Here is a 17,726-nt window from a genome sequence, read left to right on the forward strand (position 1 = left end):
CATGTCAGGAGCCCGCCTTGAGTGATCGACTGCCCTCGCTGAACGCCCTGCGCGCCTTCGACGAGACGGCCCGCACGCTGAGCGTCACCCGCGCTGCCGAGGCCCTCCATGTGACCCACGGCGCAGTCAGCCGCCAGCTCAAGCAGCTCGAGGCGCAGCTCGGGGTGACGCTGTTCCGGCGCCAGGGCCGCGGGCTAGCGCTGACCCAGGAGGGCGAGCTGCTGCGTGCCTCGACCTCACAGGCCTTCGAGCGGCTCGGCCAGGCCTGCAGCCAGCTGCGCCGGCGCGCCTCACAGGCGCCGCTGGTGCTCGGCTGCCCCGGCAGCTTCCTCGCCCGCTGGTTCATCCCCCGGCTGGACCGCCTGAAGGCGCAGTGCCCGGAACTGAACCTGCACCTCACCGCCGACGAGGAGGTGGCCGGCCGGCTCGGCACCGACGTGGACGCCGTGCTGCGCTTCGCCGAGCCGCCCTGGCCCGACGACGTGCAAGTGGTCGAGCTGGCGCCGGAGCGCATGGGGCCGGTGCTGGCGCCGCAACGTCTAGACCTGCCCGATCCCGCGGCCTGTGAGCTGACGACGCTGCCGATGCTGCATACCCAGTCGCGCCCCCAGGCCTGGTCGCAGTGGTTTGCGGCCAAGGGTCTGGATCCCGCCACGATGCGCCATGACCAGTCGTTCGAGCACCTTCACTACATGCTCGAGGCGGCCCTGGTGGGCCTGGGTGTGGCCATCGCGCCATCCTACCTGGTGGAGGAGGACCTGCGCACCGGGCGGCTGATCGCGCCCTGGGGCTTCATCGAGACGCCGGCCCGGCTCGGCCTGTGGCTGCCGCCGGGCCCGCCACGGAGGGACATCGAGAGGCTCACCGGGTGGCTGACACAGGAACTGGACCGCTCCTGCGCCTGACGCGCCGACAGCGAGTCGCCAGCAACGGGGACGGTTGCTCTTGTCACGATGGCGGCCCTTCTCACGATGGCGGCCCTTCTCACAACGCAAGACGCCCCCACGGCAGGGCCGTGGGGGCGTCTCGTCATTCGCCAAGGTCGTCGCTCAGAAGTGCGGCTTGAGCTGCTGCACCAGGGCCTTGTAGAGGCGCGGGCCGGCGGCCATCAGGCGCCCCTCGACCTCGACGCTGGGCTGGCCGTCGGGCGTACCCATCAGCGCGCCACTCTCCTTGAGCAGCAGCGAGCCGACGTGCAGGTCCTGCTCCTCGAGGCCCAGCACGAAGGCGGAATCCGCCCGACCGGCGGCCAGGTCGGCCATGTCGAGCAGGCCGCTGCCAGAGGCGCGCTGCTGCTCGACCTGCGGGCCGAGCTGCTGGACCAGGGTCAGGTAGGAGGGCAGATAGCGCGGACGCAGCCAGGTCTCGGGCAGGCTCATGGCGACGCGAGTGCCGGTCACGGCGGTGGGCTTGGTCACGCGCAGGCGCTTGCCGTTGAGCTGGGCACCGCGACCGCGGCTGGCCAGGTACTCGTCGTCGCTGAAGGGACAGATCACCACCGCGTGCTCCGGGCGGCCCTTGACGAGACACACCACCGACATGGCGAAGCCGGGAGCGGCAACGCTGAGATCGGAGTAGCCGTGGAAGGGTTCGATCTTCCAGAGGGTGTCGGCGCCTTCGCCCTCGCCGGCGCGATGGGGAGTGAAGCGCCCCTGGACGCCGTGTTGCGGATAGCCGCGGGCGAGCTGACGAACGATCAGCGTCTCGGCATTGCGGGCGGCGTCCTCGAGCAGGCGGTCGAGGCTGGGCTCTTGGTGGGAGTTCTCGATTCGCTCGCGGATGCGCAGGAATTGTTCGCCGGCACTGCGTGCGGCACGCAGGGCGAATTGGACCATCGGATGCATGATCGGGCCTTGGGGAGTCGGTGGTGTTAAAGAACGGAACGGCGCGAATCCTAGCAGAAGCGCATCGGATGCGCCATTCGTGGCGACCGGCCGCCATGCTAGAATCGCCGTTCCCCGTTTTTCCCAGGATCCACAGGCCCCCACCATGCTCGAGCGCATCCGCATCGTCCTGATCGGCACCAGCCACCCCGGCAACATCGGCGGCACCGCCCGCGCCATGCACAACATGGGGCTTGGCGACCTGGCCCTGGTGGCGCCGCGCTGCGAGCCGCTCACCGCCGACACCGTCTCGCGCGCCTCGGGCGCCGACCATATCGTCCACGCGGCGCGCACGGTCGAGAGCCTCGAGCAGGCGGTCTCCGATTGCACCCTGGTGGTCGGCGCCAGTGCCCGCTCGCGCACCCTGCCCTGGCCGATGACCACGCCCCGGGCCCTGGGCGAGCGGCTGCCCGCGGAGCTCGCCGACCCGGCGGCCCGCGTGGCGCTGGTCTTCGGCCGCGAGGACAGCGGCCTGACCAACGCCGAGCTGCAGCGCTGCCATGCCCATGTGCATATCCCCACCAACCCCGACTTCAGCTCGCTGAACCTGGCCGCCGCGGTGCAGGTACTGGCCTACGAGTGCCGCCAGGCCTGGCTCGGCCAGCAGGAGGCGAGCGAGCCGGCCGAAGCGGTGACTGCGCCGCTGGCCAGCCACGAGGAGCTCGAGCGCTACTTTGCGCACCTCGAGCGCACCCTGATCGGCATCGGCTTCCACGACCCGGCCATGCCGCGCCAGCTGATGGCCCGGCTGCGCCGCTTCACCCTGCGGGCCCGCCCCGAGCGCATGGAGCTCAACATCCTGCGCGGCATCCTCACCGCCACCGAACAGCAGGCCGAACACTCCCCGAGCGACGCTTCAACGGGCGATGACGCCTCGGGCGACGTTTCACCGGGGCAGTGACCTGCGCGCCTTGAAGCCGGCGCGGCGCGCCCCCACTATGAAGGCCAATCTTCGTTCGCCACGCCACCCAAGGACCGCCGCATGCTTCAACGTCTGCGCGAGGACATCAACAGCGTATTCGCCCGCGACCCGGCGGCCCGTAACTTCCTGGAAGTGCTGACCAACTACCCGGGATTGCATGCCTTGCTGGCACACCGGCTGAGTCACTGGCTGTGGCGGAAGAACCTCAAGTGGCTGGCGCGCACCCTGTCTCAGCTGTTTCGAATGCTGACCGGCATCGAGATTCACCCCGGGGCGACGATCGGCCGGCGTTTCTTCATCGACCACGGCATGGGCGTGGTGATCGGCGAGACCGCCGAGGTCGGCGACGATGTCACCCTCTACCAGGGCGTGACCCTGGGCGGCACCAGCTGGAACAAGGGCAAGCGCCACCCCACCCTGGGCGACGGCGTGATCGTCGGCGCCGGGGCCAAGATCCTCGGCCCCTTCACCGTGGGCACGGGGGCCAAGATCGGCTCCAACGCAGTGGTCACCAAGGAGGTGCCGGCCGGCGCCACCGTGGTCGGCATCCCGGGCAAGGTGGTCCAGCGCAGCGAACCCGACGACCCCGAGGCAGTCGAAGTGGATCCCGAGCGCCGCGAGGCGATGCGGCGCAAGTTCGGCTTCGACGCCTACGGAGTCAGCCAGGACATGCCCGACCCGGTGGCCCGCTCGATCCAGGCGATGCTCGATCACATGCACGCCGTGGACGAGCGCATCGAGCGCATGTGCACCACCCTGCGCAAGGTCGATGCCAGCTACCGTGACGGTCGCCTGCCGGAGCTTCGCGACGAGGACTTCGCCGACATCCTCGACGACGTCGACGGCGGCTGCCCGCCGGTTCAGGGGCCGGACGACGCCCCCGCCGACACCTCGACAAGCCCGCAGCAGGAACGACAGACGCCCCCTCGCCGGCGCAATGGTTGACCATGATACTCGGCCTTTATCATAATGGCCGATCACGTACATTGACTGCCGACCCGCGCGTCGGTGCCGAGGTGAGTTCCTCATGCGCCTGACCACCAAGGGACGCTACGCCGTCACCGCCATGCTCGACCTGGCCATGAACGCCGAGTCCGGCCCCATCAGCCTCGCCGACATCTCCAAGCGCCAGGAGATCTCGCTCTCCTATCTGGAGCAGCTGTTCGCGCGGCTGCGTCGCGCCGGGCTGGTCGGCAGCGTGCGCGGGCCGGGCGGCGGCTACCTGCTGGCCATGGCGCCGGACGAAATCACCGTGGCCCGCGTCATCCAGGCCGTCAACGAGTCGGTGGACTCCACCCGCTGCGGTGGCCTCTCGGACTGCCAGCAGGGCGACACCTGCCTGACCCACCATCTGTGGTGCGAGCTGTCCGAGCATATCCACGACTTTCTCGAAAAGGTCACTCTGGGACAGCTGGCCGGGCGCGAGGAGATCCTCGAGATCGCCAGCCGCCAGCTAGGCCGCCGTGACGACGGCCGCCGCAACGACGGCATCCTGGCCTCGACCCTCTGAGCCGCCGCCCCTGCCACCCAACCCCGGAATCGACTGCGAGCCCATGAGCGCACACGTCTACCTCGATTATGCCGCCACCACCCCGGTCGACCCGCGGGTCGCGGAGGTCATGAGCCGCTACCTTACCCTGGACGGCATCTTCGCCAACCCCGCCTCGCGCAGCCACATGCTGGGCTGGCAGGCGGAGCAGACGGTGGAGAGCGCGCGTCGCCAGGTCGCCGACCTGATCGGCGCCGATCCTCGCGAGATCGTCTGGACCAGCGGCGCTACCGAGGCCGACAACCTGGCGCTGACCGGCTTCATGCGCGCCAACCGCGCCCGTGGACGCCACCTGATCACCTCGACCATCGAGCACAAGGCGGTGATCGACACCGCCAAGGCGCTGGAGGACGAGGGCTTCGAGGTGACCTGGCTCGCCCCCGGCTGCGACGGTCGCATCACGCCGGCGCAGCTCGGCGAGGCCATGCGCGAGGACACCGTGCTGGTCTCGCTGATGGCGGTGAACAACGAACTCGGCGTCATCCACGACCTGGCGACGCTCTCTGAGGTGGCCCACGCCGGCGGCGCGATATTCCACGTCGATGCCGCCCAGGCGGTGGGGCGCATCCCGCTGGACGTGGCGCGTCAGGGCATCGACCTGATGTCGCTCTCCGGCCACAAGGCCTACGGCCCCAAGGGCATCGGCGCGCTTTTCGTGCGGCGCAGCCCCGATCTGCGCCTCGAGGCGCTGATCCACGGCGGCGGCCACGAGCGCGGCATGCGCTCGGGCACCCTGCCGACTCACCAGATCGCCGGCATGGGCGAGGCCTTCGCCCTCGCCGCCGCCGAGGGCGAAGCCGACCAGGCCCGCATCACCGCGCTGCGCGATCGCCTGCTGGACGGCCTCGGCGACCTCGACGGCATCCACCGCAACACCGCGGTCGAGGCCTCGGTGCCCAACATTCTCAACCTGGCCTTCGAAGGCGTCGACGGCGAATCGCTGCTGATGACGCTGCGCGATATCGCGCTCTCGACGGGCTCGGCCTGCAACTCGGCCAGCGTCGAGCCATCCTACGTACTGAAGGGCATCGGCGTGCCGCGCCCGCTGGCGCTGGCCTCGCTGCGCTTCAGCTTCGGCCGTTTCACCACCGAAGCCGACATCGACCGCACTCTGGACGCCCTGCGACACGCCCTCACGGGGCTGCGTCGCCGGGCGATCTGACCCTATCCCGACCAGGAGAGAGACCATGGCGCATCTTTCGATCACCACGTCCGCCGCCGAGCAGATCCACCGGGTGCTCGACGAACGCGGCCACGGCCTGGGCCTGCGGGTCTCGGTCAAGCCCAGCGGCTGTTCCGGTTACAGCTACGTACTCGACTTCGCCGACGAGGCCGCCAACGATGACGTGACCTTCGAGGAGCACGGCGTGACCGTGTTCGTCGCCCCCGAGGCGCTGGAGATGCTCGACGGCAGCGAGGTCGACTACGTCACCGAGGGGCTCAACCGCTTCTTCCGCTTCAACAACCCCAACGTCAAGGACGAGTGCGGCTGCGGCGAGAGCTTTAGCGTCTGAACAACTTCGGCGCCTGAACAACTTCAGCGTACGAACAGTGTCATCGCCTGAGCAACTTCGGCACCGGAACGGCGCCGGCGCCTGAACGATTGTTCAACGTCGGCTCGGAGCGTTATAATCCTCGACCCGTCGGCGAACCGCGCCGAACCGCCGGATCGCCGGCCGCTCTATCCGATTCGCCGCGCCGTCCCATGCTCCCGACAGCGGAGCCGCGGACGGCGCGGCGCTATCCATATTTGCAAGACGTCATCGTCACAAGACGACGACAATGCCAATCCTACGCTAGCCCCATCCGCGGCTAGCCCGAGTCCAACCGGAGACATGCCCCATGGCTAACCAGCGCACCCTGTCCATCATCAAGCCCGACGCCGTTGCCAAGAACGTGATCGGCGAGATCGAGAGCCGTTTCGAGAAGGCCGGCCTGAAGATCGTGGCCGCCAAGATGATGCAGCTCTCCGAAGAGAAGGCCGGCGGTTTCTACGCCGAGCACAAGGAGCGTCCCTTCTTCGGCGACCTGGTCGGCTTCATGACCTCCGGCCCGGTGATCGTGCAGGTGCTCGAGGGCGAAGACGCCGTCGCCAAGAACCGTGACCTGATGGGTGCTACCAACCCGAAGGAAGCGGCCGCCGGCACCATCCGCGCCGACTTCGCCGAGACCATCGACGCCAACGCCGTGCACGGCTCCGATTCCCCGGAATCCGCCGAGCGCGAGATCGCCTACTTCTTCGAGGCCGACGAGATCTGCGCACGCTGATCCCGCCTCTCCCGCGGGGGTGCTCACACCCCCGCCCTGCCCCACCGAAGCGCTGACCATCATGACCGCCACCACTGCTCCCCGACTCACCAATCTGCTCGGCATGACGCGCGAGGAGATGGAAGCCTTCTTCCTCTCCATCGGCGAGAAGAAGTTTCGTGCCGCCCAGATGTTGAAGTGGATCCACATCGAGGGCTGCGATGACTTCGCGGCCATGACCAACCTCTCCAAGGCGCTGCGCACCCGCCTGACCGAGGTCGCCGAGATTCGCGGCCCGAGCGTGGTCTACGAAGGCTCGTCGAGCGACGGCACCCGCAAGTGGGTGCTCGAAGTGGAAGACGGCAGCTACGTGGAGACGGTGCTGATCCCCGCCGACAACGGCAAGCGCCGCACCCTGTGCGTCTCTTCCCAGGTCGGCTGCTCGCTGGACTGCAGTTTCTGCTCCACCGGCAAGCAGGGCTTCCAGCGCAATCTCACCGCCGCCGAGATCATCGGCCAGGTGTGGGTGGCTCAGCGCAGCGTGGGGCCGCGCCGCGACACCGCCAACCGCCCGGTCACTAACGTGGTGATGATGGGCATGGGCGAGCCGCTGATGAATTACGACAACGTCGTGCCGGCCATGAAGCTGATGCTCGACGACGACGGTTACGGCCTCTCCAAGCGCCGCGTCACGCTCTCCACCTCCGGGGTGGTGCCGATGCTCGACAAGCTCGGCGACGAGCTCGACGTGAGCCTGGCCGTCTCGCTGCACGCCGCCAACGATGAGCTGCGCAACGAGCTGGTGCCGCTCAACCGCAAGTACAACATCCGCACCCTGATCGACGCCTGCCACCGCTACCTGGCCAAGTGCCACGACACGCGCCAGGTGACCATCGAATACACGGTGATCAAGGACGTCAACGACCAGCAGGTGCACGCCGAGCAGCTCGCCGCCGTGCTCGAAGAGCTGCCGTGCAAGATCAACCTGATCCCGTTCAATCCCTTCCCGCATTCGGGCTACGAGACGCCGTCGCGCAACCAGGTGATGCGCTTCCAGCAGTGGCTCTATGATCTGGGCTACACGGCGATGATCCGCTCCACCCGGGGCGACGACATCGATGCCGCCTGCGGCCAGCTGGTGGGCCGCGTCAAGGATCGCACCAAGCGCCATGCGCGCTATATCCAGTCGATCCAGATCGACGCCGACTGAGCGGAGGGCGCCTTGACTTCAATCGGTCTCGGCGCTTTGATGGACGGGCTTTTTTTCACCGTCGGCCGCGTGTCGAACGCCTCCCGCGGCCCTCGGTTGCGCGCCCATCTGGAGAGGATGCCATGACCCCTTGCCCGAGCATGACCGGCCTTCGGCAGTGTCCCGCCGCCCTCATGCTGCTCGGCACGCTATGGCTGTCCGGCTGCGCCACCCAGACCAACCTGTCCGCTGACGATGGCGGCGACGCTGCCGAGGCCTATACCCGCCTCGGTGTAGCCTACCTGGAGCGCGACAACCTGCCCCGCGCCATGAACGCCCTGGACCGCGCCCTGCAGAACGATCCCGACGACGCCGAGGCGCTGCAGGCCATGGCCATGGTCCACCAGCGCCAGGGCGAGGACGCGCTGGCCGACGAGACGTTCCGTCGCGCCCTCGAGGCCGACCCGACGTTGACCCGCACGCGTAACAACTACGCCGCCTTCCTGTATGATCGGGGCCATGTTGCAAAGGCCTGCGAGCAGCTCGAGCGCGCCTCCGAGGACACCCAGTATGCGAATCGCGGCCAGCTGTTCGCCAACCTCGGCCAGTGCCACCTCGAGATGGGCGACGTCACCGCCGCTCGCCGGAGCCTCGCCCGCGCCCAGGCCATCGATCCGCGCGGCGCGCGCAGCTATCTGCTGCTGGCCGAACTCGAGGCCGACGCGGGTAACCTCGAGCGCGCCGAACGACAGCTTGAGCGCTACATGCGCCTGGCCGGCCCCCGGGTCGAGGCCCTGCGCCTGGCCCGCGATGTGGCCCGCCGCCGCGGGGACGCGGCGACCGCCGACTTCTATGCCGATCAGCTGGAGGGCACCCGTGCCGGGCCCTGACCACCGTTTTCTGACGAAGGATGCTCAGACATGAGCGACACTCATAACGACGATGCCGCCGAGACCCCGCCCCGCCTGGCCTCGCCCGGTGAACTGCTGCGTCGCGAGCGCGAGTCCCAGGGGCTCGCTCGCGACGAGGTGGCCGACGCCCTCAACCTGCGCCCGGCGGTGATTCAGGGGCTGGAGAGCGACAGCTACGAGGAAGTGCCCGTTCCGGCCTATCGCCGCGGCTACCTGCGCAGCTACGCCCAGCTGCTGGGTATCGACGACCGTGAGGTCCTCGAGGCCTACAAGACTCACTTCGGCGGCAACGACGCCGAGCAGCGGGTCACGCCCGTGCAACTCAACCGGCCGCCCTCGCGGCTCGGCGCCTGGCTGTTTCGCCTGGTCACCCTGCTGGTGATCGCCGGCATGATCGGCCTGACGCTGATGTGGTGGCAGAGCCGCGGCGGCAGCCAGCCGCCTACCCCCGGCGACAGCGGGCCGGTGGCAGTCGACAGCCTCGACGGCAGCACCACCATCACCGAAGATCCGGGCGCCGACGCCGATGAGCTGCCGCCGCTGCCCGACGAGGGGAGCGACCTCGGCCTGACCGACGAGAGCGCCTCCGAGGCACCCTCGTCCGCCGCGGCCGACGACGAGGCTCAGACGACCGCCGCGGAGAGCGACGCATCGGCCGTCGCTGGCGGCGAGACGCCTTCCGCGCAGGATAGCGTGGCGACCGCCGCCGAGAGCGCCGAGACCACCGGCGAGGGCGATGCCCCGGCGGCCGAGAGCGCCGACGTCGCCACCAGCGATGCCGACGAGGCGACCGAGACCGTCGATGCCGGCGTGCTGGAGCTGACCTTCAACGAGCAGTCCTGGACCGAGATCTTCGATGCCGACAACCAGCGCATCTTCGTCGGCCTCCAGCAGCCCGGCACATCGGCCCGGGTCGAGGGCACGCCGCCGTTTCGCCTGACCGTGGGCAACGCCACCGGCGTCGAGCTGAGCTGGGGCGGCGAGCCCGTCGACCTCACGGCCCGCGCCGGTGCCAACAACGTCGCCCGCTTCACACTGGGAGAATGATTCCGTCATCATGCACGCACAATCCCCCATCGTTCGTCGCAAGTCGCGCCAGATCCACGTCGGCAAGGTGCCGGTCGGGGGCGACGCTCCCATCTCCGTCCAGAGCATGACCAATACCGATACCCTGGACGTGGCCGCCACCGTGGCCCAGATCCGCCAGCTAGAGGCCGCCGGCGCCGACATCGTCCGCGTCAGCGTGCCCGACATGGACGCCGCCGAGGCCTTCGGGCGCATCAAGCGCGAGGTCGAGGTGCCGCTGGTCGCCGACATCCACTTCGACTACAAGATCGCCCTGCGCGTGGCCGAGCTCGGCGTCGACTGCCTGCGCATCAACCCCGGCAACATCGGCCGCGAGGAGCGGGTGCGCGCCGTGGTCAACGCCGCCCGGGACAACGGCATTCCGATCCGCATCGGCGTCAACGCCGGCTCGCTGGAGAAGGACCTGCAGAAGAAGTACGGCGAGCCGACCCCCGCGGCGCTGGTCGAATCGGCGATGCGCCACATCGACCACCTCGATCGCCTGGATTTCCCGGACTTCAAGGTCAGCGTCAAGGCCTCCGATGTCTTCATGGCCGTGGCCGCCTACCGCGAGCTCGCCACGCGCATCGAGCAGCCGCTGCACCTGGGCATCACCGAGGCCGGCGGGCTGCGCTCGGGCACCGTCAAGTCCTCCATTGGCCTGGGCATGCTGCTGATGGACGGCATCGGCGACACCATCCGCGTGTCGCTGGCCGCCGATCCGGTCGAGGAGATCAAGGTCGGCTTCGACATGCTCAAGAGCCTCAAGCTGCGGGCCAAAGGCATCAACTTCATCGCCTGCCCCAGCTGCTCGCGCCAGAACTTCGACGTCATCGGCACCATGAACGCCCTCGAGGAGCGCCTCGAGGACGTCATGACGCCGCTGGATGTTTCGGTGATCGGCTGCGTGGTCAACGGCCCCGGGGAAGCCAAGGAGACCGACGTCGGCCTGACCGGCGGCTCCCCGGCCAACCTCGTCTACCTCGACGGCAAGCCGGCCAGCAAGCTGCGCAACGACCACCTGGTCGACGACCTGGAGCGGCTGATACGCGACAAGGTCCGCGAGAAGCAGCAGGCCGAGCAGGATGTGATCGCCCGGGACGCCTGAGCCGGCGCCCCCACAAGGAGCAAGCAGTGAGCAAGTCCGACACGAATCAGAAGAAGATTCAGGCCATTCGTGGCATGAACGACCTGCTGCCCGAGCAGTCCCCGCTCTGGCAGTACTTCGAGGGCCAGGTGCGCGCGCTGATGGGCCGCTACGGCTACGACGAGATCCGCACCCCGGTCGTCGAGCAGACCGCGCTGTTCAAGCGCTCCATCGGCGAGGTCACCGACATCGTCGAGAAGGAGATGTACACCTTCGACGACCGCAACGGTGACAGCCTGACGCTGCGTCCCGAGGGCACGGCGAGCTGCGTGCGCGCCGCCATGGAGCACGGCCTGCTGCACAACCAGACCCAGCGGCTGTGGTACCAGGGGCCGATGTTCCGCCACGAGCGCCCCCAGAAGGGCCGCTATCGCCAGTTCCATCAGATCGGCGTGGAGACCTTCGGCCTCGAGGGCCCGGACATCGACGCCGAGGTCATCCTGCTCTCGGCGCGGCTGTGGCAGCAGCTCGGCCTCGACAGGCACGTGACCCTGGAGCTCAACTCGCTGGGCTCATCCGAGGCCCGCGCCGCCTATCGCGACCTGCTGGTGGCCTACTTCGAACAGCACGCCGAGACCCTCGACGAGGACTCCCGGCGCCGCCTCACCAGCAACCCGATGCGCATCCTCGATTCCAAGAATCCGGCGATGGTTGATGTCATCGAGGGCGCCCCCAAGCTGATGGATCACCTGGACGACGAATCCCGGGAGCATTTCGAGCGGCTCTGCGCCATGCTCGACGCCGCCGGCATCGACTACGTGATCAACCCGCGGCTGGTGCGCGGCCTGGACTACTACGGCCGCACCGTCTTCGAGTGGACCACCACCGCGCTCGGCAGCCAGGGCACGGTCTGCGCCGGCGGCCGCTACGACGGCCTGGTCGAGCAGCTCGGCGGCAAGCCGACCCCGGCGGTGGGCTTCGCCATGGGTATCGAGCGGCTGATCCTGCTGCTCGAGACCCTGGAGCTCGTGCCCGAGGAGGCCCGCGGCGCGCTGGACGTCTATCTGCTGCCCATGGATGAGGCGGCCACCGGACCGGCCCTGCTGCTCGGCGAGCGCCTGCGCGAGGCGCTGCCCGAGCTGCGCGCCCAGCTGCACTGCGGCGGCGGCAGCTTCAAGAGCCGCATGAAGAAGGCCGACAAGAGCGGCGCCCGCCTGGCCCTGCTACTCGGCGAGGACGAGCTGGCCGAGGGCAGCGTGACCCTAAAGTTCCTGCGCGAAGAGCGCGAACAGCAGCGCCTGCCCCGGGCCGAGCTCGCCGACACCCTGACATCCCTGCTGGACGGCGACACCCTCGCCTGACAGACACCCGCATCAAAGGAGACCGCCCGTGGCGGAGCTGAGAACCGAGGAAGAACAGCTTGAGGCGATCAAGCGCTGGTGGAAGGAGAACGGCACCTCGCTGATCGCCGGCGTCGCCATCGCGGCGGCCGGCGTGTTCGGCTGGAACGCCTGGCAGGACTACCAGGCCAGCCAGGGTGAGGCCGCCTCACTGCGCTACCAGCAGCTGGTCGATCTCACCGGCCGCGACGCGCTGGGCGAGGACGCCCGCCGTCGCGCCGAGGAGCTGGTGACCGAGATCACCGACGAGCATGGCACGACCCTCTATGCCGACCTGGCCCGTCTGCTCGACGCCCGCCTGGCCGTCGAGGCGGACGACCGGCCGCGCGCCCGCGCCGCCCTCGAAACGGTGATCGAGGAGAGCGAACGCGGCTACCTCGAGGGACTGGCGCGCCTGCGCCTGGCCCGCCTGCAGCTCGTCGAGGGCGAGGCCGAGACCGCCCTGACTACCCTGGAGGGTGTGTCCGAAGCCCTCGCGGCGCAGCGCGCCGAGGTGGTCGGCGACGCCCAGCATGCCCTGGGACGCGTCGATCAGGCGCGTCAGGCCTGGCAAGAGGCGCTCTCCCTCGCCGAACAGCACAATCAACCGCTCTACGGCGTCCAGCTCAAGCTGGATGACCTCGGCACCAAGGAGGCCATCCTATGAGACCGACTCTGCTGATCGCCGCCGGCGCGGCCCTGGCCATGCTGGCCGGCTGCGCTAGTGGCCCCGAGCCCCAGTACGCCCCGCGCGAGCTCACCGATATCAACGCCACCACCGAGCTCAAGCCCCTGTGGAGCGAGCGCGTCGGCCAGGGCCTGGGCGATGCCGGCTACCCCGTGGCGCCCGCCCAGGACGGCGACACCCTGTTCGCCGCCGACGGCCGCGGACTGATCGAGGCCCTGGACGCCGACAGCGGCGAGATCCGCTGGGACGTCGAGCTCGACACGCCGGTTTCCAGCGGCCTGACCGCCGTCGCCGACAGCCTCTTCCTGGCCACCCGCAACGGCGAGGTGCTCTCCCTCGACCAGGCCGACGGTCGCGTCCAGTGGCGCGCCCGGGTCACCAGCGAGGTGCTCGCCGCGCCCCAGGCTAACCAGCAGCTCGTGGTGGTGCAGGCCGTCGACGGGCGCGTCACCGCGCTGGATCGCGTCAGCGGCGACGAGCGCTGGGTCTACAGCGGCCCACGCCCCGCGCTGAGCCTGCGCGGCACCGGCACGCCCACGGTGATCGACCCGGTGACCTTCGCCGGCTTCGCCAACGGTCGCCTGGTGACCCTGGATAACCGCAGCGGTCAGCCGCTGTGGGATCGGCGCATCGCCGTCCCCCAGGGGCGCAGCGAGATCGATCGCCTGGTCGACCTGGCCGGACAACCGGTACTGACTCAGGATGGCCGCCTGTTCGTCACCAGCTACAACGGCCGCCTGGCCGCGCTGGAGGCGCCCTCCGGCGAGGTGCTCTGGTCGCGGGAGCTCTCCAGCTACCTGACCCCGATACTCGTGGGCGACTTCCTGTTCGTGGTCGACGAGGCCAGCCACTTGATCGCCGTGGATGCCGGCACCGGCAACGAAATCTGGCGCAATGAGGCCCTCGAGGGCCGCTCGCTCACCGCGCCGGCCTTCGCCACCGATCACCTGGTGGTGGGCGACGCCGACGGCTACCTGCACCTGCTCGATGCACGCGAGGGCAAGCTCGTCGGCCGCACCCGCGTCGACGGCTCGGGCCTCAGCGTGCGCCCGCTCACCGATCGTCGCCGCGTCTACGCGCTGGCCGACGACGGCACACTGGAAGCCCTGGAGCTTCGCCCATGACCCCGGTGATCGCCCTGGTCGGCCGACCCAACGTCGGCAAATCGACCCTCTTCAACCGCCTGACCCGCTCGCGGGATGCCCTGGTGGCCGACTTCCCGGGCCTGACCCGCGACCGCAAGTACGGCAACGGCATGCTCGGCGACAAGGCCTACACGGTGATCGACACCGGCGGCATCAGCGGTGACGAGGAAGGCATCGACGCGGCCATGGCCGAGCAGTCGCTGGCCGCCATCGACGAGGCCGACATCGTGCTGTTCCTGGTCGACGCCCGCGCCGGCCTGAACGTTGCCGACGAGGCCATCGCCAACCACCTGAGGGTCAACCAGAAGAAGACCTGGCTGGTGGTCAACAAGGTCGACGGCCTGGAAGAGCACAGCGCCATGGCCGACTTCTGGCAGCTCGGGCTCGGCGACCCCCACGCCATCGCCGCCGCTCACGGGCGCAACGTCACCACGCTGATCGAGGAGGTGCTCTCGCCCTTCCCGGCCCGCGACGAGAGCATCCCCGCGGACACCGGCACCAAGGGCATCCGCATCGGCGTCATCGGCCGCCCCAACGTCGGCAAGTCGACTCTGGTCAATCGCCTGCTCGGCGAGGAGCGGGTAGTGGTCTTCGACGAGGCCGGCACCACCCGCGACGCCATCGAGATCCCCTTCGAGCGCCGCGGCAAGCCCTACGTGCTGGTGGACACCGCTGGGGTGCGACGCCGAAAGAACGTTCGCGAGGCGGCCGAGAAGTTCTCGATCATCAAGACCCTGGAGGCGATCAAGGAGTGCCATGTCGCCATCATGGTGCTCGATGCCCGCACGGGGCTGGTGGAGCAGGACCTGCACCTGCTCGACTACGTGCTGACCAGCGGCCGCGCCCTGGTACTCGCGGTCAACAAGTGGGACGGCCTGGAGAGCGAGGCCCGGGACAAGATGCGCGCCGAGATCAAGCGCCGCCTGGGCTTCGCCGACTACGCCGAGCTGCACTTCATCTCGGCGCTGCACGGCACCGGGGTGGGCGATCTCTACCCCTCCATCGAGCGCGCCTTCGACTCGGCCAACAGCCACTGGTCGACCAACCGCCTGACCTCGATCCTTCGGGATGCGGTGGAGCAGCACCAGCCGCCCATGGTTCACGGTCGGCGCATCAAGCTGCGCATGGCTCACCAGGGCGGCAGCAACCCGCCGATCATCGTGGTCCATGGCAACCAGACGAGTTCGCTGCCCGAGGCCTACAAGCGCTATCTGACCAACACCTTCCGCAAGGTGCTCAAGGTGCGCGGCACGCCGATGCGCTTCGAGTTCCGCTCTGGCGACAACCCCTACGACAGCATGGCGGGGGCCAGCGACCGGGAGAAGGCCAAGAAGCGTGAGCTCGGCCGCACCAAGGAGGCACGCAAGAGCCGCCGCTGAGGCCTTGCCCCGCCGGCCGCCTGATCGGCCCACTGCCCGCCCGGCCCGTCATCGATGACGGGCCGGGCGGTGTCGTTATGGCATGAGGTCATGGCGGCTCTTGGCGATTGTGGTGGTTGCGGTTTTTGGTGATCGTCGCATGGGGTCGCGGTGGCATGAGCAAGTACGGCCCGGCGTCACGCGTCGCGAGGCGCACCGCCTTCATGCAGGCGCCGCCTGCCCACCCACTGGGTGGCGAACTGCCAGGCGCCCCGGCCGCTGCGCCCGCCGCGCAGGGTGGCGAAGCGGATCGCCTCGGCCCGGGCCTCGGCGTTCCAGTCCTCGCGACTGCCCAGCTGGGTGACCCAGTGACAGCAGGCCTCCAGGTAGACGTCCTGATTGAAGGGGTGGAAGCCGAGCCACAGCCCGAAGCGGTCGGAGAGCGAGATCTTCTCCTCGACGGCGTCGCCGTGGTGCAGCTCGTCGCCCACCAGGCGCGAGGCGTCGTTGTCACCCATCGACTCCGGCAGCAGGTGGCGACGGTTGGAGGTGGCGTAGAGCAGCACGTTGGGCGGCGGCCCGGTCAGGGCGCCATCGAGCACGCTCTTGAGCGCCTTGTAGGCATCGTCGTGGCCCTCGAAGGACAGATCATCGCAGTAGACCACGAAGCACTGGGGCTCGCCGCGCAGCTGCTCCACCAGCGTCGGCAGCGCCGCGAGGTCGTGACGATCGACCTGCACCAGGCGCAACCCCTCGGGCGCCAGACCGTTGAGCAGGGCACGGATCAGCGACGACTTGCCGCTGCCCCGCGAGCCCCACAGCAGGGCGTGGTTGGCCGGCAGCCCCTGCAGGAAGGCGCGGGTATTGTCGACCAGCGCGAGCTTCTGGCGCTCTATGCCGAGTAGATCGTCGAGCCCCAGGGCATCCCGCGGCGGCACCGGCAGCAGCCGGCCGCCGAGGGCATGGCGCTGCCAGAGGGCGGCGACATCCCGCGCCCAGTCGACCTCCTGCGGTGGCGGTGGCAGCCAGGGCTCGAGGTGGTCGAGCAGCGTGAGCAGGCGACGCGAGAGCTCGGCGTCCATGGCGGTTCCTCCCTCTAAGCAAGACACGGCGTATAGCGTTCCCGGTTGACCTGACCGGTGGTCGGGGTATCTTGTGGCGAACCTCGACGCCCCGTCCAGCGTCATAGTGACCTGGACACCACAGGAGCCCACCATGCGCTGGACCCATATGCTTGCCGTTGGCGCCCTGAGCGTCAGCCTCGCCGCCTGTACCACCTCACCCACCGGACGCTCGCAGCTGACCCTCATGTCCGACGAGCAGCTCGACCAGATGGGGGCCCAGGCCTTCGCCCAGTACCAGCAGGAACTGCCGACGGTCGGCGGTGCACCGCTGCGCTACGTGCAGTGCGTGACCGAGGCCGTGGTCCGCGCCCTGCCGGAGCGGGAGCGTAACCAGAACTGGCAGGTCAAGGTCTTCGCCTCCGAGCAGGCCAACGCCTTCGCGCTGCCCGGCGGCTACGTGGGCATCAACACCGGCCTGCTCGACGTGGCGCGCAACCAAGACCAGCTCGCCGCGGTGATCGGCCACGAGATCGCCCACGTGCTGGCCCGCCATGCCAACGAGCGCGCCTCCACCGAGACCGCCACCCAGCTCGGCCTGTCGGCGATCTCATCGGCCGCCGGCATGCAGGGCGCCGGGGGCGAGACCATGATGGCGGCTCTCGGCATGGGCGCCCAGTACGGCATCCTGCTGCCCTTCTCGCGCAGCCACGAGAGCGAAGCCGATACCCTGGGCCTGACCCTGATGGCCGAGGCCGGCTTCGACCCGCGGGAAAGCGTCGCGCTGTGGAACAACATGAGCCAGGCCGGCGGTGCCAGCCCGCCGGCCTGGCTCTCCACCCACCCGAGCCACGGGCAGCGAATCGCCGGCCTGGAAGCGGGGCTGGGCAAGGCCATGGCGCGCTACGAGCAGGCCCGTCGGACCGGCCGCACCCCTAACTGCCCACGCCCCTGAAGGAACGCGCGACACTCATGCTGAAGATCGGACTGCTGCTGCTGATACTGCCCATCCTGGTGCTGATGGGCGTCTACTTCGTCGAATTGGGAGACGTGCGGGACTGCCTGCTGCTCCAGGAGGGGCACTGGGACTATCGCGCCGGCGTCTGCCGCGAGACCGCCCAGCCCTTCGTGCCCTGGGTCGACCGCCACCCCTGGCTGGTCAACGGCGGCATGCTGCTCTCGGTGGCCGGCCTGGCGATGTGCATGGTGGGGCTGTATGTGAAACGTCGCTGAGGGCGCCGC

The 17,726-nt window shown here is 69.2% G+C and carries 19 protein-coding genes; 17 read left to right on the plus strand and 2 right to left on the minus strand.

What is annotated here, in order from left to right; all coding sequences use genetic code 11:
* Positions 1 to 17 precede the first annotated feature (17 nt).
* Entirely contained in the window at positions 18 to 905 is an 888-nt protein-coding gene (locus BM388_RS10885) for a LysR family transcriptional regulator (RefSeq protein ID WP_089850045.1), read from the plus strand.
* A 144-nt stretch (positions 906 to 1,049) separates the two neighbouring features.
* On the opposite strand, the gene BM388_RS10890 is transcribed toward BM388_RS10885, so the two are convergent.
* Positions 1,050 to 1,844 (minus strand): inositol monophosphatase family protein, encoded by a 795-nt coding sequence (locus tag BM388_RS10890; protein WP_089850047.1) that lies wholly within the window; start codon positions 1,842 to 1,844, stop codon positions 1,050 to 1,052.
* A gap of 145 nt (positions 1,845 to 1,989) precedes the next feature.
* Here BM388_RS10890 and trmJ point away from each other — a divergent pair, with 145 nt between their 5' ends.
* The 14 genes from trmJ to der all read left to right on the plus strand — a co-directional run bounded on the left by trmJ (position 1,990) and on the right by der (position 15,444).
* Positions 1,990 to 2,784, plus strand: coding sequence for a tRNA (cytosine(32)/uridine(32)-2'-O)-methyltransferase TrmJ (gene trmJ / locus BM388_RS10895; RefSeq protein WP_089850049.1), 795 nt, complete (start codon positions 1,990 to 1,992; stop codon positions 2,782 to 2,784).
* A gap of 81 nt (positions 2,785 to 2,865) precedes the next feature.
* Positions 2,866 to 3,750 (plus strand): serine O-acetyltransferase, encoded by an 885-nt coding sequence (cysE, locus tag BM388_RS10900; protein WP_089850051.1) that lies wholly within the window; start codon positions 2,866 to 2,868, stop codon positions 3,748 to 3,750.
* A gap of 82 nt (positions 3,751 to 3,832) precedes the next feature.
* Positions 3,833 to 4,315 (plus strand): Fe-S cluster assembly transcriptional regulator IscR, encoded by a 483-nt coding sequence (gene iscR / locus BM388_RS10905; RefSeq protein ID WP_089850053.1) that lies wholly within the window; start codon positions 3,833 to 3,835, stop codon positions 4,313 to 4,315.
* Positions 4,316 to 4,358: 43 nt separating this feature from the next.
* Positions 4,359 to 5,516, plus strand: coding sequence for an aminotransferase class V-fold PLP-dependent enzyme (locus BM388_RS10910; RefSeq protein WP_089850055.1), 1,158 nt, complete (start codon positions 4,359 to 4,361; stop codon positions 5,514 to 5,516).
* Positions 5,517 to 5,541: 25 nt separating this feature from the next.
* Positions 5,542 to 5,868 carry a HesB/IscA family protein gene (locus tag BM388_RS10915; protein WP_089850057.1) on the plus strand — a complete coding sequence of 109 codons (327 nt, stop codon included), beginning with the start codon at positions 5,542 to 5,544 and terminating at the stop codon, positions 5,866 to 5,868.
* A 328-nt stretch (positions 5,869 to 6,196) separates the two neighbouring features.
* The gene (ndk, locus tag BM388_RS10920; RefSeq protein WP_089850059.1) at positions 6,197 to 6,622 is read left to right on the plus strand and encodes a nucleoside-diphosphate kinase; all 426 of its coding nucleotides are present in this window, start codon (positions 6,197 to 6,199) and stop codon (positions 6,620 to 6,622) included.
* A 61-nt stretch (positions 6,623 to 6,683) separates the two neighbouring features.
* A complete protein-coding gene (rlmN, locus tag BM388_RS10925; protein WP_089850113.1) occupies positions 6,684 to 7,811 on the plus strand; it encodes a dual-specificity RNA methyltransferase RlmN in 1,128 nt (375 codons plus the stop codon).
* A 122-nt stretch (positions 7,812 to 7,933) separates the two neighbouring features.
* A complete protein-coding gene (gene pilW, locus BM388_RS10930; RefSeq protein ID WP_089850061.1) occupies positions 7,934 to 8,680 on the plus strand; it encodes a type IV pilus biogenesis/stability protein PilW in 747 nt (248 codons plus the stop codon).
* 30 nt (positions 8,681 to 8,710) lie between these two features.
* Positions 8,711 to 9,748 carry a RodZ domain-containing protein gene (locus tag BM388_RS10935; RefSeq protein ID WP_089850063.1) on the plus strand — a complete coding sequence of 346 codons (1,038 nt, stop codon included), beginning with the start codon at positions 8,711 to 8,713 and terminating at the stop codon, positions 9,746 to 9,748.
* Positions 9,749 to 9,758: 10 nt separating this feature from the next.
* Positions 9,759 to 10,874, plus strand: coding sequence for a flavodoxin-dependent (E)-4-hydroxy-3-methylbut-2-enyl-diphosphate synthase (gene ispG, locus BM388_RS10940; RefSeq protein WP_089850065.1), 1,116 nt, complete (start codon positions 9,759 to 9,761; stop codon positions 10,872 to 10,874).
* A 74-nt stretch (positions 10,875 to 10,948) separates the two neighbouring features.
* Positions 10,949 to 12,214 (plus strand): histidine--tRNA ligase, encoded by a 1,266-nt coding sequence (gene hisS, locus BM388_RS10945; RefSeq protein ID WP_217641060.1) that lies wholly within the window; start codon positions 10,949 to 10,951, stop codon positions 12,212 to 12,214.
* A 28-nt stretch (positions 12,215 to 12,242) separates the two neighbouring features.
* Positions 12,243 to 12,899 (plus strand): YfgM family protein, encoded by a 657-nt coding sequence (locus BM388_RS10950; protein WP_089850069.1) that lies wholly within the window; start codon positions 12,243 to 12,245, stop codon positions 12,897 to 12,899.
* Positions 12,896 to 14,044 carry an outer membrane protein assembly factor BamB gene (gene bamB / locus BM388_RS10955; protein ID WP_089850071.1) on the plus strand — a complete coding sequence of 383 codons (1,149 nt, stop codon included), beginning with the start codon at positions 12,896 to 12,898 and terminating at the stop codon, positions 14,042 to 14,044. The genes BM388_RS10950 and bamB overlap by 4 nt, the downstream gene beginning before the upstream one ends.
* A complete protein-coding gene (der, locus tag BM388_RS10960) occupies positions 14,041 to 15,444 on the plus strand; it encodes a ribosome biogenesis GTPase Der (protein WP_089850073.1) in 1,404 nt (467 codons plus the stop codon). The genes bamB and der overlap by 4 nt, the downstream gene beginning before the upstream one ends.
* A 176-nt stretch (positions 15,445 to 15,620) precedes the next feature.
* Here der and BM388_RS10965 read toward each other — a convergent pair whose 3' ends face one another.
* Positions 15,621 to 16,505 (minus strand): ATP-binding protein, encoded by an 885-nt coding sequence (locus tag BM388_RS10965; RefSeq protein ID WP_089850075.1) that lies wholly within the window; start codon positions 16,503 to 16,505, stop codon positions 15,621 to 15,623.
* A gap of 133 nt (positions 16,506 to 16,638) precedes the next feature.
* Between BM388_RS10965 and BM388_RS10970 the strand changes: the two genes are divergently transcribed.
* Together BM388_RS10970 and BM388_RS10975 are read left to right on the plus strand one after the other, a co-directional pair.
* The gene (locus tag BM388_RS10970) at positions 16,639 to 17,439 is read left to right on the plus strand and encodes a M48 family metallopeptidase (RefSeq protein WP_089850077.1); all 801 of its coding nucleotides are present in this window, start codon (positions 16,639 to 16,641) and stop codon (positions 17,437 to 17,439) included.
* A gap of 17 nt (positions 17,440 to 17,456) precedes the next feature.
* On the plus strand, positions 17,457 to 17,717 hold the full coding sequence (locus tag BM388_RS10975; protein WP_089850079.1) for a hypothetical protein: 261 nt from the start codon (positions 17,457 to 17,459) through the stop codon (positions 17,715 to 17,717).
* The last annotated feature ends 9 nt before the right edge of the window (positions 17,718 to 17,726 follow it).

The organism is Halomonas saccharevitans (assembly GCF_900116405.1).
Lineage (GTDB): Bacteria > Pseudomonadota > Gammaproteobacteria > Pseudomonadales > Halomonadaceae > Halomonas > Halomonas saccharevitans.